11 protein-coding genes and 2 pseudogenes are annotated in these 14,805 nt (G+C 47.0%); all 13 read right to left on the bottom strand.

Features of this window, described 5'->3' with window-relative positions:
• Positions 1–299 (bottom strand): annotated as a pseudogene (locus tag G364_RS16705) (hypothetical protein); the annotation flags it as partial.
• A gap of 11 nt (positions 300–310) precedes the next feature.
• The gene (gene rfbB / locus G364_RS0116050) at positions 311–1,369 is read right to left on the bottom strand and encodes a dTDP-glucose 4,6-dehydratase (RefSeq protein ID WP_019936153.1); all 1,059 of its coding nucleotides are present in this window, start codon (positions 1,367–1,369) and stop codon (positions 311–313) included.
• An 88-nt stretch (positions 1,370–1,457) separates the two neighbouring features.
• Positions 1,458–2,363: a glycosyltransferase family protein gene (locus tag G364_RS0116045; protein ID WP_019936152.1), complete on the bottom strand. Its 906-nt coding sequence runs from the start codon at positions 2,361–2,363 to the stop codon at positions 1,458–1,460.
• Entirely contained in the window at positions 2,363–4,639 is a 2,277-nt protein-coding gene (locus G364_RS0116040; protein WP_019936151.1) for a glycosyltransferase family 2 protein, read from the bottom strand. The genes G364_RS0116045 and G364_RS0116040 overlap by 1 nt, the downstream gene beginning before the upstream one ends.
• Before the next feature lie 20 nt (positions 4,640–4,659).
• Positions 4,660–6,021, bottom strand: coding sequence for a hypothetical protein (locus tag G364_RS0116035; protein ID WP_156816534.1), 1,362 nt, complete (start codon positions 6,019–6,021; stop codon positions 4,660–4,662).
• Between the two features lie 474 nt (positions 6,022–6,495).
• Complete coding sequence (locus G364_RS0116030) at positions 6,496–7,410, bottom strand: hypothetical protein (protein ID WP_156816533.1); 915 nt, start codon at positions 7,408–7,410, stop codon at positions 6,496–6,498.
• A complete protein-coding gene (locus G364_RS0116025) occupies positions 7,411–9,363 on the bottom strand; it encodes a rhamnan synthesis F family protein (protein WP_211212461.1) in 1,953 nt (650 codons plus the stop codon).
• Between the two features lie 15 nt (positions 9,364–9,378).
• A complete protein-coding gene (locus G364_RS0116020; protein ID WP_019936146.1) occupies positions 9,379–10,425 on the bottom strand; it encodes a hypothetical protein in 1,047 nt (348 codons plus the stop codon).
• A 19-nt stretch (positions 10,426–10,444) separates the two neighbouring features.
• Positions 10,445–10,939, bottom strand: coding sequence for a hypothetical protein (locus G364_RS0116015; protein ID WP_019936145.1), 495 nt, complete (start codon positions 10,937–10,939; stop codon positions 10,445–10,447).
• A gap of 137 nt (positions 10,940–11,076) precedes the next feature.
• Positions 11,077–12,603, bottom strand: a complete 1,527-nt coding sequence (locus tag G364_RS0116010; RefSeq protein WP_019936144.1) for a glycosyltransferase — start codon at positions 12,601–12,603, stop codon at positions 11,077–11,079.
• On the bottom strand, positions 12,603–13,124 hold the full coding sequence (locus G364_RS0116005) for a hypothetical protein (protein ID WP_019936143.1): 522 nt from the start codon (positions 13,122–13,124) through the stop codon (positions 12,603–12,605). Before G364_RS0116005 ends, G364_RS0116010 begins: the two co-directional genes overlap by 1 nt.
• 24 nt (positions 13,125–13,148) lie before the next feature.
• Positions 13,149–14,378, bottom strand: a complete 1,230-nt coding sequence (locus G364_RS0116000) for a hypothetical protein (RefSeq protein ID WP_019936142.1) — start codon at positions 14,376–14,378, stop codon at positions 13,149–13,151.
• 13 nt (positions 14,379–14,391) lie between these two features.
• Positions 14,392–14,805: pseudogene (gene pgi, locus G364_RS16700) on the bottom strand (glucose-6-phosphate isomerase); the annotation flags it as partial.

The following is a 14,805-nucleotide window of genomic DNA, read 5'->3' as shown; positions in this document are numbered from 1 at the left end:
GCCGGCATACGCAGTGCTGTGTGCAGCACGGCGCGTTGCTCGGTGGGGTTAAACTGGTTATCTGCAAACAGGCCGGCAATGGCTGCGGGCAGGTTCATGTGCCGGGCCAGCTCGCACAGCTGCTGCAGCACAGCAGGGCACACCTGCTGGCGGGAAAGGTCCACCAGCAACTCCTCACCAACATGAAAAGTAAGCTGCTGCACGCGCTGGCTGTTTTCAGCAAAGCGTTCTGCCAGCGTGGGCATGGATTCAGCGCTGCGTTGCAGCGCTTTAAACAAAGGATGTGTAGATAGCGGCACCGTAACTCCAGTTATTGGTAATGTGCGTTCAGCCAGTTCTGGTATTCACCGCTTTTTACGTTGTTCACCCATTCCTGATTGGCAAGATACCACTGCACGGTTTTACGAATGCCGCTTTCAAAGGTTTCAACCGGTTTCCAGCCCAGTTCGCGCTCAATTTTGGCGGCGTCTATGGCATAGCGCACATCATGGCCTGGTCTGTCGGCTACGTGGGTAATTAAGCCGGCGTAGGGGGAATGAGCAGATGGCGCTAGTTCATCCAGAATGGTGCAAATGGTTTTTACCACTTCAATATTCTGTTTTTCGTTATGGCCGCCAATGTTGTAGGTTTCACCCACTTCACCACGGGTGACCACTTCATACAGAGCCCGGGCGTGATCTTCCACATACAACCAGTCACGGATCTGGTCACCCTGGCCGTAAATGGGCAGCGGCTTGCCTTCCAGTGCATTTAAAATCACCAGCGGGATCAGCTTTTCCGGAAAGTGGTAAGGTCCGTAGTTGTTGGAGCAGTTGGTAATAAGGGTGGGCAGGCCATAAGTACGTTGCCAGGCCCGCACCAGATGATCCGAGCTGGCCTTGCTGGCCGAGTAGGGCGAGCTGGGCGCATAAGGGGTGGTTTCTGTGAAGAGGTCATCAGTGCCGTGCAAATCGCCATACACTTCATCAGTAGAAATGTGATGAAAACGAAACGCGGCTTTGGCACCGTCTTCAAGGCCGTTCCAGTAGTGGCGGGCGGCTTCCAGCAGAGTGTAGGTGCCCACAATATTGGTATTGATAAACTCAGCCGGACCAGTAATGGATCTGTCTACGTGGCTTTCTGCTGCCAGGTGCATAACGGCGTCTGGCTTATACTGAGCAAATACTTCATCCAGGCCGGCACGATCACAAATATCCAGTTTAACAAAGTGATAGCGAGAAGATTCGGCTACATCTGCCAGCGACTCCAAGTTGCCAGCATAGGTGAGTTTGTCCAGGTTAATCACTTCATCCTGAGTATTTTCAATAATATGACGAACCACGGCAGAGCCAATAAAGCCGGCACCGCCGGTAACCAGAATTTTACGCATTAAAAAAAATCTCTATGGTTGTAAGTCAAGCAGGTCTTAATTGTTTTGATAGCTGATAGCTGATAGCTGATAGCTGATAGCTGATAGCTCAAGTCTGAGTTTGGGCATTTTTTATCATATGAGCACGTTCCTGTTCATGCTTGCTGAGCTGCAGAATAGTATCAGCCCAGGTTTGCTGCTCCATGGGCACCAGCCTGCCATTATACCCGTCTTTAATTACCGAGCGGTAAACCGGATGATCCGCATAAATGCCCACAGCACCTGCCTGAGTAATATCAAAAAACTTGGCGGGCGCGCGGGCAGCGTTAAATGCATTTTCAAGCAGAGGGGCAAGACCAATGCACCTGCCCGGGCGGGCCAGCAGAGCCTTATATGCCGGCCAGCTCATGGGGTGCAGCACATGCACTCGGGGTAAAGCGGCAAACTGCTTGCGCACGTTATGATTACCTATCAGCTCCACACTGATGCTGTTGTCTTGCTGCAAAACGTGCTCAAACACCGGATAAAGCCACTCAAACTCACTCCTGTGCGAAGCTGAGCCATGATAAAACAGCGTTTTTTGTGGTGTTTGGTGCCGGTGAGGGGATGACGGTGTCAGCACTAAAGGTGACCAGCTTGCATATTTTTCTGCCAGCCATGGTGTAGATACCCACAGCTCGCAGTTGGCACGCTTCAGCCAGAACTGCTGCCGCCACACATATTGAAAAAGCTTATAACGATAGCGCAGTGGCAGGTGAGCATGAGCCTTAAGGCTGAACAGATCATCATCCATAAACAGCACGAGGCGGCCAATGTGATGTTTGTTACTTGTTAGCCAGGCGCGCCAGGCAGGAGTGATGTAACGTACAAAAATAACCAGATCCCATTTTTGCTGAGCAGGAGGGGAGCTTGAGAGCAACACAAACTCACACTGTGCCCTGTGCTGCTCGGCCCAGGGGCGAATAAAAAAATCGGTGCTGGGGTTGGTACCCTGCTCAACAACCAAAACCTTCATCACGATGATAAGCACCGAAGCGAAAAGTCTTCATATGCCAGGGTAAGGTTAGGGTTATAAGCTGGGTCGTTGTCCAGCTGAGGTCCCCAGGTTTGGCGCATGTAGGCAATTTCCGCCTGAAAACGCGCCTGCTTTTCCGGGCTGTCTTCCGCACCGCGAGAGACCGACTCGTGATGATAAAGCTCGGCAAATGGCGTAAAGAGGTTACGATAGCCTGCTTCTCGCACCTTAAGGCAAAAGTCCACGTCGTTAAATGCCACTTTCAGGTGCTCTTCGTTTAACCCGCCAACCTGTTCAAATATCTCTTTGCGCACCAGCAGGCAGGCGGCAGTAACGGCAGACAGGTTCTGTACCAGCTGCAAACGAGAGAAATAGCCCAGAGCATTACCATTAAAATACTTATGGCTGTGGCCCGCCACACCGCCAATGCCCAGAATAACGCCGGCATGCTGCAAAGAGCCATTGGGGTAATAAAGTTTGGCTCCCACACAGCCAATTTCCGGCCGGCATACCTGGCTGACCATTTCGCTTAACCAGCCGGCATTAATGGGCTCAACATCATTGTTAATAAGGCCAATAATACTGCCCTTGGCCTGGCTGGCACCAAAGTTGTTAATAGCAGAGTAGTTAAAAGGATGATCCCAGTGCAACACACGTACCCGTTCATCCCGCTCACTCACCTGCTGCATATATTCAAGGGTGCGCGGGCAACTGCTTTGATTATCCAGAATAATCAGCTCAAAATGGCGATAATCTGTTTTTTCCAGAATGGCGTTCACACACGGAGCCAGAATATCCACGCCATCACGAGTAGGCACCAGCAGGCTGACCAGCGGCGCTGGCGAAGGCAGAGGCCAGGTTACCCGGTAATAATCACCGGAGGTGGAGCTGACGGACGCTTGCGGTTGCTGTTTGCTTACATACTGTTGAAGCGCGTTAAGCCCAGCTTGGTGAGCATAGCTTTTTTCATTGCCGCCAAGCGCGGTAGAGCCAGCCACAGCACGCCAGTGATAAAGTATCTCAGGAATATGCACAATATGCTCAGTGCTAAGGCCATGGGTAAAGCGCAACACAAGGTCGTGATCCTGACTGCCTTCCAACCCTTCTCTGAAACCGCCAACATCGAGTACCCGCTGGCGCTGATACACGCCAAGATGAGAAATATAGTTCTGACTCAGCAATAAATCCGGATTCCAGCCGGGCTTAAAGTGCGGATCATAGCGTTTGCCCTGCTCATCAATTTTGTCTTCATCGCTATAAAGCAGCAAGGCATCGGGGTGTTGATTAATGGCTGCTGCCACCTTAAGCAGAGCATCGGGGCTGAGCAAATCATCATGATCCAACAAGGCCACATAGTCACCGGTAGCAACCTCAAGTGCCGAGTTGCTGGCGGCACTAATGTGGCCGTTATTTTCCCGCTGCACCAGCTTAATGCGCTTATCACCGGCGCACAGCTGCTGCAGTGCCTGCCTGGTTTCTGCACTGGTTGAGGCATCGTCTGCGATGCACAGCTGCCAGTTTGAATAAAGTTGTGCTGTTACCGAGTTAATACACTCAGCCAGCAGTGCTGGTGGAGTGTTATAAACCGGCAACAAAATAGAAATAACAGGTTGATAAGCCCACTGCGGCTGCTGGCTTTGCAGAACCTGCAATTGCTCTTGGCGGCGCTCAGCTTGTTGTTCCAGCCACCAGCTATAGTTTACACCTGCCACTGAGTGCTCAAAGGTGCTTTGATAGGCTTGCAAAGCCGTTTCACGCCAGGGTAAGCCATCTTGCCTGGCCTGTTTTTTCAGCTCAAGGTTGATAGTGGTTGAAGCCAGGTTTTTATACTGGCTGTGCACTTTGCGCAGACGCTGCAAAATTCGGCTTTTGGCAAAAGACGGCTTTAACCACACCAGTTTACAATGGGCAATGGTAAAACGCCCCTCGGCAGAGATAGGGTCTAACCGCAATGCACGCATACCAAAAGGAACGTAAAATACGCGCTTAATAACCTTGGCCTGAGGCAGTGGCAAACGTAAGCTTTGTTTGGCATTAAAGCCATTGCCGGTATCAAAAAACAGCTCTGCAACGGCATTGGGCTGATCGTGCTCTATGGCAAGCTCCAGCATATACCAGCCAGGCAGCCAACTACGGGTGCTGGTAATAAGCTGAGGATCGTTACTTAAGGCCTGGAACTTGTAGTTATCTTGCTCAAGAGGCTGCAGAAAGTATTTTTTATTCCAGCTGGGTTGGCGAACAAGGCCCAGCTTTTGCCTTGCTGTTTTGCTTAGCATTTATTTTCCAGGGGTAATAATTAGTGAGCTTTAAAAGTGGCTTTTTTAGTGTTTATCTTTTGCTCTATTCTTGCTTTTATGCGCTTAATGCCTTCGCCGTTGGGGCGGTTTTTTAACGCAGCAGCAATAGCAAAGTGAGCATCTTGTAACAAATCCTGCTTTTCCAGTAATACAGCCAACTCACGTAAGCAATCAGCAGTCTGGGCTTTTTCGCTATTTAATATCTGCTTTTGCGGTGCGGCTAAACCCGGAATGGCTTTTCTTGCTTTAGGCTCAGCAAACTCAATGCCAAGTACATCAAGCAACTTACAGAACGCATAGTCATTCCTGTGAGTGTCCCGAAATATCACGGCCTGTTTTATAACAGCATTTAACGCTGCCGGGGCAGACTCTTCCAGTGCATTAAGAGGTTTAGTAAGGTTAATGTCACTCTTTATGCTGTTGGCAGAAGCCATTTTGGTAACACTTTCCAGTTGCGGAAACCGCTTAACGACCGGCTTCATTTGGCTTAACAGATGATGATTCAGTTCTGCTCGTATATCATCGCCAAGATCAGCCTGGGTAAAAGCATGTTCATCTGTTGCGTTATCGGAATAACTCTGCAGTGCCCAGTCTATCTCATGAGCATATTGCGCTGGCAACTCGGGCAAAACAGTATTAAGTAAACGCTTAAGCTCAAGGGCTGATTTTACATAACTTCGGTTTGTAATCTTATCCAAGTTGCTTGTTAGTGCTTTGGCATCTTTCTCTGGGATACCTGCGGCCATTAAAAACTGTTGTTCAATAGGTATGCTGCTTGCAGAAGGTGACTGATAAGGCATAAAGATGCAGTTATCATCACCAAACTTGTCTGCCCAATGCAATAATGGTAAACCTGCCAAATGCCCTGTTTGCTGACTAAGCTGTACAGGCAAGAGCTCACTTAACCTGCGACTTTCCATGTGGCGTTTTATTCCCTGGTTATGATTAGCCAGCAAATAATCTACAGGATGCCTTAAAAACGCGATAACGGTTACATTAACATTTTCACATAACTCAGCAACAGCATTGTGTTGGCCATAAAAAGCCTCTGCAGAAAGTAATAATTTAGTGCCTTGAGCTTTGGCTTCAGCTAACCAGGCTGCCAGATTATTTTTGGCTGATGTTATGTCATTTTTTATCAGGGCTCCAGCTACCTGAGTATGGCCGCCAGACACACCATTGCTATCCAGGCTATGATCAGGGTAATAATAGCCAAGCTTAAGTAAATTATCTCTATTTTTAATGCAGAAGCGCTGTATAGCAGATGAGCCGCATTTGGGTGAACCTATATGAATAATGACACTATGAGCTTTTGGGGAAGCTTTTACAGTGCGGAAAACATTTACAATTTTTTTTATCATTTTATTGTCGATGATAGTTGTCTGTTTGTTTAAATTTATCTAAGTCAATGCCATTTTTTATCAGAGTACCAGCCGCTTTAATGTGACCACCAGATATACAGGACAATACTTGGCGAGAGCATGAACGCTTGCTTTTTAGCCAGTAACACTAATCAAACAACGAACACTTTCTCAAGGCAGGGCAAGATTACTAAAGCCCCAGCCCTGACAGGACTTGCGACAGGTACTCGGTATTGCGACTTGCCCGCTTTTGTTTACGTTTAAGACCAGCTTTGAAGCTGGTCTTACCATTTTGTAAAGTAATAACAACCTTGCAATATCAGCTCTGGATGCTGGAATCCTGTTTCTACAATACCACTGATAGAGATTATAATCCCAGTCATCAATAATCAACTCTTTCACAAAATCATCATCTGCAAAAATGTAAGAGAATTCTTTATTATTTTTTCGTGTATTCTCCGCTGCTTCACAGAGTTAAATGTTGAAATCTGGATGAATGACTTTTATTTCTTTATATTCCTGGTTGGTCAAACCAGTTAAGTCTATATCAGCGATTGTTGATAAAGCTTGGTTGGTGCGAGAAAAATAATGATCAAAAGACTGCTGCTCTGGCACAGAAAATAATATGTATGTGTCTTCATTAAAAGGTATGTCTTTGGATTTATTGATGATGTTATTTCTAATCACTAAAAAGTCAGCATTGTCTTTAGCAATTTTTGTTTTTTCTTGAACAAGGCTCAGGCATCGAGTTGGGAGGGAGGGGTTAACTACATCGTTAGTGTTTTCGTTGGAGGTTGTTTTTTCAATATCGAAAATACGTAAGAAGTCTTCTGTTATATTTTTGCTATAAGGAACTACAATGATGTTCTCTTTACCAACTACAGAGGCCCATCTTTTTATGTTTTCAAAATAATTTAACCAGGAAATATTTCTCATTGCAAGGTTGAATAAAGATGCGCGATATCTTACATTTGGATCTTTTACCAGCTGATTAAACAAAGAAAGTAACAACTCAGACTGCTTTCTTACCGTGAAAATAACTTTGACTTCACTGAAATATTCCTTAGCGAAGTTTTTGAATGCAGGGTTATTAAAATAAAAAGGGGATAATTCAGACGACAGTAAGACATCTTTAGCTGGAGTTGACATCATTTCAAACTTAAGTTTTTCTAATGCTTGAGGTGGATTCATGTCACTTTTATATGTACCGCTTGACTGAAAAGAGAGTGCAAAAGGATGATGGGAGTGATCTGCCCATTGCAATGTTTGTGGATAAAGAATTCCGCGAGATAAAAAATCCTCATACTGATGTTGGATCTGTTTCTGAATTGCAGAGGTACCAGTCTTAGACCAGCCAACATGAAGATATAGTGTATCTTTTATAGTCATTTACTCACCAATAAACGGGTTGCGACCGACATTAAAGATCATAGGACCCCACTTTTTAATTTGCTCTTCCTTCATGGCATCTTTGCCACGTAACACTGAAGGAAAGCCTAAAGCGTGCCATTTGTCGTGTGGGTTTAATATATGGAAGTTGCCCAGGCCAATATCACCCGGCAGTTGTGCATCGGCAACGACATTGTCGCCAATATGCAAATAACTTGGGTTGCCCAGCTGCTGTAGTTGCTCTTTTACATACAGCCACATAGACATATTGTCTTTTCGCTTTTGCTCTTCAGAAGAAACCAACAAGCGGAACGGAGCAGTAACTCCAGCCTTGCGTAGCATTAAACCTACTTGCTCACGAGTATAATAGCTGTCTGAAATAACCCATAAAACACGACCAATACTATGCAGTTCATTAAAAATGTCTACCATTTCTTCTTTGCCCTCAATCATTTCAAGATCAAGTTCAAATTCGCGCTGCATTAGTCGTTTACCTTGCTCTTCAGACAAACCTAGTTTATCTGCAATAGATGCATAAATAGCATCTATACGAATATCACCTTTAAACTCAGCAGCCTTGCGCAGTTCAAACTCTGTTTTGTTTCTTAGTTCAACAAAATCATGCGCAGTTTTAATCTTATCAGAACTAACAATGCTCTGATTTATAAGCTCTTTTCCTAACAGCAGTTTGGCATAGTCAGGCACAAAGTAACGTCGTCTTACCAAGGTGTCGAATACATCAAAGCTAATAATTTCGTAATTTTTTAATTGTTCAAATGTATTAGCTGCTGTATTGTGATATTGAATATAGCGATAGCTTTGATCAGTGGTAAAAGTACCCGTAGGTGGATAATAAAAGAATTGCTTATATCCATTATGCTCTGCCAGCAAGCCTACCAAGCGCTCCAGTGCATGCAGGGTTGAGCCGTCATTTGGCAGAGGCTCTGCCGGAAAATCATCATACTGATATTCACGTTCAAGCAGTTGCTTCAGTGAGCTCGTTCTTGCCCAGAACATACCTCCAACAGGGTAGCTTATGAAGTCTTCGCTCAGCTCCATACCAAACTGCTCAAGCCATTCACCGGTATGAGGCTTGTTAACTGTCCAATGATTAACCCAGCCGGGCATCATCCAAAAAGAAGTGGGATAATATATACCTAGTTCTTGCTCTTCAGCAAAAGTGTTCAAAACACGGCTACTAATATTGCAGTCTCTTATCATATATTCTGTTAAATATTCAGACCACTGGGTTTGCTCGCGCCCAGAGTAAAGAGATTTTTTAGAATGTAGATGGCAGAAGAGATCGTATTCTTGTAACTGCTGTGCATATTCAACTAATAAAGGGCCAAAATTGCGGCCACGGTTAGGTACTGTTTTGGTATGTACGTTTTTAACACAAGTTACAGAGTTGAAGGTAGATACTGCCTTATCAGTGAAGCGATCATCAGCTAAAGTCAATAAAACATCAACATCCACCGGAAAGGACATAAGTGCGCTTGCGAAGCGATCTATAAAGTCTTCATAAAAAATATGCAAGCAAATAGCAATTTTTTGCTTTTTTGCTTTTTCACTCAGTTTATTGCTGGTGCTTAAAACCTCTTTCGCATGCCACTTGGTTACAGCCGGAGAAAATGGCCTGCCTTCAAACTGGCCATTATCTAAAAAATGTGCCAGCGGGCTTTGCAGGTGTGTATATACGTCAATGTTTAGGCGATGATAAATTTCGCTATCAAAAGCCGGTGAGGGGTTTACCGGTGAAAATCGAGATTTATGCAAATAATCCTGAAAGGCTTCATCTGCATTAGCAAAACTGGTTCCATAAGTCTTATTGTACCATTCGAGATCAAAAAAATTGCTCTCTAAGGCTTTTATTAGCAGGGGATCCTGCTTGGTGTTACTTATTTTATTTTTTCTGGATATTGCTTTTTTGTAGAGTCGCTTAAACATTTTCATACCAGTGCCAAGTTGTTAAATGCCAAACAGATCTAAAGGGTTCACAATGCCGTTGCCCGATATATCATCATCTGCGCTAAACAGGTGCCACAGTGCTTGTGGAATTGCGTTGCGAGATTTAAGAAAGGCATGATATAAATTTTCTATTTCTGTGACGCTATAACTAATGTTATTTTTAAGAGCGAACACTACGCCTTCTAATGCTCCTTCATGCACTGCCTGCAGATCCTGAAACTGGCGTTGTGTACCTGCTCTTCTGCCATAAAAAAACTGGAATGAGCCATCACTGTTTTCACGAATATCTACAACCTGTCCGTGAGGAGCTGTTAACAAGCATTCAATAAACAAAGAACGATCAAGTAGGTGGTAACCATCGCCTAGAGCAACATTTTCTTTTAACACGCCTTGCATGCTGGCATTGCTATTGCCAACTCTAGTTATACCTGGGTTGGTAGCGATAAAATAAAAGCCACTTGTGTCTCGTTGCAAAATGAGCGTAATAAGTTTTTGAATAGTACCGGAGTACCCAACATCCAGTAGTAAGGGCTGTGAATCACTCTTCAGCCCCAATGAATTAAAGTAGTTTTTAACGCTTTTTAGAGTGGGGTAAGATAACTCTTTGAGCTTTTTTGAATGTAGAGTGAAAAAGGAAGTCACTTCTTCAATGTCATCAGGAAGATTAACAGTAATATCCATTTCACTCTTAGAGAGTATCTGCTCAATTTCAAAAAGCTGCAAACCAAATCGGCTGTTAAGTAATGATGTAATGCTACCTTGATAATTACTTTTTAAAGCAACTGGTAGAATTTCTGGATGGCCAAGAAGGGCCCTGAATAGTAAGGTGCGAGATACTTTCAGATAAACAGGCGGTATAGAGGTATTAATGAGATTATTTTTCGCAAGCTCATTTAGAAGTTGCTTAAACAACCATCCTTCTCTGGCTAAGCATACCGGGATATGGTTATTTACTTTATTGTTTAATGCTCTTACATAGTGAGTTAGCATAGGAGCTAAAAAGGTATAGCCAAACTCTTTGCAAGCAGTGTATGCAGGATTGTGCACTTTTTATACTCCTTAGCGGTTATGGCTGTGACTTACGGCCTTCTGTTTCGCCAAAAGTGATAAAATGATGAAGTAAGTTATCTTTTACACCTGCTAAATCTGGATTGTTTTCAAGATAATATTCTGTATTGAATTCTGGCCCCGGGTTTCTCAGCTCTTTAGCGCCATGCTTAATGAAGTGCACAAGAGGATTAACCCCCTTTTGTACTACATCTGGATAGCTGTCTAGATACCAGTGCGGATGAAAATACTTATTTGGAGAGCGACCTTCCAAGGCTCCTTTTTTTACAAAGTGAGCAATGGGAGCAGCACAAGCTGAAGGCGTTAACAAAACATCTTTATTGTTTTTAAGATACCAGTCTGCATCAAACAAGCCTGAGGCAGCAATTAGCTCCACTTGTTTTTGCTCATGCTTGGTTAGCTTTAACTTCTTGTTCTTTTTTTGTGCATTGCAAACCATTTCACTCAAGCGTTGTATGTGAGCAATCAATTCATCTGTATTATTTTCAATCATAAAAAAGACCCAGGGAACAAATTTTTTAGTATTCAGGCACGCTACCGCCCTTGGGTGTGGCCCCAAAGCCAGTCGCTCACAAATTGTAAAGCTGCAAACTCTACCACTAACTGTTGCTTAGTAACATTGTTACAATATTACATTAGTAACTTGCAATATTGCTTCCAGTAGTGATTTGCCATGGCTGCGCAGCTTTGCTGCCGGGCTTGTTGCTGCTGCCACTTAAGTACCGATGAATGCTTGTGTGACCACTCCTGTCTTATGGCGGGGAGTTTGTCAGCCACAGCGCTGGCAGTCAGCTCGTTTACCAGCCAACCAGCGTTGTTCTGGCGAAGCCGATCACCCACAGCACCTATATCAAAACCCAACACCGGTAACCCTGCTGCCCACATTTCTGTGAGCGTATGGCACCAGGTTTCGGGCCACACAGAAAACACGGCGCCAGCATGAGGGCGAATGGCGCGCACCCGCTCTGCTAATCCGTTTCTGTGATAAGGCCCGTGTTCAATAACGGTGCCCGGCAAATCTGGGCCAGCACAAATATCACCCAGCAAATGCCATTGCACCTCTGTTGCCGGCAGTGTTGCCGCCAGCTCGCGCAGCACATTCGCGCCTTTTGCCCGGGCAATAAATCCCGGCACCAGAATGCGCAATGGCTCGTTCGCTACAGGAGCCGATGCCAGGCTGCTGCATTCATCAAAATCCCGGCCATGTTCAATGACTTCAAAGGGAATATCACTCAGTTGCGGATAACAGCCGGTGATCACCTCTTTGGTATAGGGCGAAGTAGTGATCAACAGCTGACACTGACTGAGTGCCTTGGCAAACTGCTGCTGCCAGCGGTGCACGGCGTTATGTTTTAACGGTGTTAACTGATCTGCCGGCCACAGCTCGTTGCTGCACTCGCCCTTGCTGCTTGTGCACTTGCCGGCGCAATAGCGCAGGTTTTCATCCAGCAACTTAACCGAGGGGCACACTGTGTAATAGTCGTGGCAGGAAAACACCACAGGAATATGCTGCTGGCGTGCGAGGTGAATAAGCCCCAGCCCGTGCCAGGCAATGTGGCGTATATGCACCAGTGAAATGGCATATTGCTTAAGCCAGACGGCCACAGTGGCGTTATATTCTTCACTGGTGTGGGGCAGGGCGCGAACCGGGCTTGCAAGAACAGTACGTTCCAGTGGTAAATAGCAGCCATCAGTAAACAGAGAAAGTTGCAGCACCTTACCCTTGCACTGCAGCACCAGGCAGCTGGCAAGCTGCTGGCTGTCTAGCTGGTGCATTAAATCCTGGTTGGTTTGAGGGGTGCCCCCAGAGCCAACCGACAGCACATATAAAATACGAATGCCATCTGCCTGGATTGCGCTACGGCGATAATACCACTGGGGCACAGTGCGGGGCTGCCGTGTTGGCTTAAGCCCCTGAGCCTTGCCGGTGCGCAAATAATGCAACAATGGCAGCTCGTGGCTGCCAAGGGGGGTAGAAAGCTGGCTGCAGTAATAGTCAGCATCAAACAAAGGGCCGGGCCTGCGGCCTTCGCCGGCACCAAAATGCAGATAGTGGTGCACAGCATCAAGCCCGGCGAGTGCTACGTCTTCATACTCTGTTAAATACCAGCTGGCATCAAACAGCTCGCTGGCCTGCAGCAAAGAATAATCGTTCATCACTCGGGCTTAATGGCTCTGTGCTCATGCTGGCCAAATAACAAATAATGCACCAGAGGGTTCATATTGTTCTGGCGTACGTCTTCATTCTGTTGCAGATAGAACGACGAGTTAAACTCGGGGCCGGGGTCACGCCCTTCCATGCCGCCAAAGTGCACATAGTGTTCCGCCGGATGGATGTTGGCTGCAGCCACATCAGGATATTGCTCCAAATACCAGCTGGCGTTAAACAAGGCAGACTGCTGCACCAGCTCAACCAGTTCATCTGCCTGCTCTGGCGAGGCTGGCTGTGCAGTGGCAGGTGAAAGGGGGGCGTTTGCCGGGGGGGCTTCTGGCAGCTCTTCCGTGCTTAACGCCAGCTGAATTTTGTTCAGCTGAACACGCAGCCTGTGATTTTCCTGCTCGCTGTTTTCCAGCAGGCGGGTGAGTGCGGCCAGCTCGTTAAAACGCTGCTCCAGAGACTGGCGCACTTCTGCCAGCTCAGCTTCCAGTTGCTCAATGCGTGATGCTTGGTTGCTCATGAATCTTCCTGTTCAGTATGAAAATTAATCTGGTTTACGGCCTTCAGCTTCGCCATACATAATAAAATGATAAAGCGGGTTCATGTTACCGCTGGCAATATCGGAATAGCGCGTTACATAAGCGGTTGTATTAAAGCCCGGCCCCGGGTTGCGGCCAACCTGAGCGCCGTATCTTACATAGTGCTCTGCAGGATCAGCGCCGCTGCGGGCCACATCCGGGTAGGTTTGCGTATACCAGCCGGCATTAAACCAGGCGGATTCACGAATGGCTGCAATTTGCACGGCCAGCTTGTTTTTTTGCTGAGCAAACAGTTCGGCCTGCTGCTCTGCGGTAAGCTGAGTTGTTTTTTCTATCAGCTCCTGCTCCAGTGCCTCTTGCACTGCAAACAATTGCTCCAGCAACAGGGTATTTTCCTGCTGCAGCCTTTGCTGAACCTGCGCTGTGCTTTGTTTAAGCTGGCTTAGTTGCTGCTCCAGAGTTTGTGCATGCTCGGCGGCACTGGCTTTGGCGGCTTTTGCCTGTTGCTGCTGAGTTTGGTGAGTGCTGGTAAGCTGCTGTAATTCGCTGCGCAAAGTTTCAACTGTTTTATTTGCCTGGTTCAGGTTTGTTTGCGTGGCTTCTAATGCCTCCTGCACCTGGTGCAGTTGTTCTTGCAACAAGGTGTTCTCTTGCTGCAACTCCGGCTGCTGTTGCAGAGCTTGTTCACCATGGCACATTTGCTCTGCCAGCGCGTTAAGGTTGGGCAAGGGGGCTGACTCGGGCAAAGGCTGAGCCAGCGCCTCCAGTTGCTGATGCAACTGCCGCAGTGCCGGCCTGGCCTGCAGCATGGCAAAGGCCATTAACTCATAAAATGGCTTGCTGGCCGGAGCTTTGGCGAGCGGCGCTTGTGTTTGCCACTCGGGCCAGCGTGCCTGGCAGCTGTTGTGAAACGCCTGCCAATGTAACGCGGCGGCCTGGGCATTAAACAACAACACCTGCTTACGCTGTTGCTTAACCAAACGAATGGCTTGTTCGGCCTGCTTGCACCAGTGCTCTGCTGCCTGTTCCGGGGGCAGGCCAGACTGCTGCAAACACATTGCCAGCGGTGCAAACAGTACCACAGCCGCAGTGGCGTCATGTTCAATAAACGCCTGCTCTGCATTGGCACTGCTAAGGCTGTGCAAAGAAGTGTTGGGCGCAAGGCCTAAACAAGGTAAAAATGTGGCAGCGGCTTGTGTGCTGCCAAAGGCTGATGCACCTAACTTCACATCCATTGAGTGCTCCTGATTAACAATATTTATGTTGAGATGCCCACTGAGCGACATACTTTATCAAGTTCTGCGTGGCCGCATCGTGGTTTGAGGCATCCGTTTCACCGGCAAGGGCACCCACCAGACCGCTGGCCAGCTTTTTGCCCAGCTCCACGCCCCACTGGTCAAAGCTGTTTACGCTCCACAGCACGCCCTGCACAAAGGTTTTGTGCTCATACAGGGCAATTAAGCTGCCAAGAGTATGAGGGGTCAGCTCCTTGCACAAAATCACCGTGCTGGGGCGATTGCCGGGCATCACCTTGCTGGGCAGCAGCTCAGCAATGCGCTGTTCGTTTAAGCCTTCCGCTCTCAGCTCGCTTTCAACTTCAGCGGCCGGTTTGCCAAAGGCCAGTGCTTCGGCCTGAGCCAGCATATTGGCCAGCAACTTGTG

The sequence above is a fragment of the Oceanimonas smirnovii ATCC BAA-899 genome (assembly GCF_000381965.1).
Lineage (GTDB): Bacteria > Pseudomonadota > Gammaproteobacteria > Enterobacterales > Aeromonadaceae > Oceanimonas > Oceanimonas smirnovii.
Note: the sequence above shows the minus strand (reverse complement) of the source record. Positions and strands in the feature narration are given on the sequence as shown.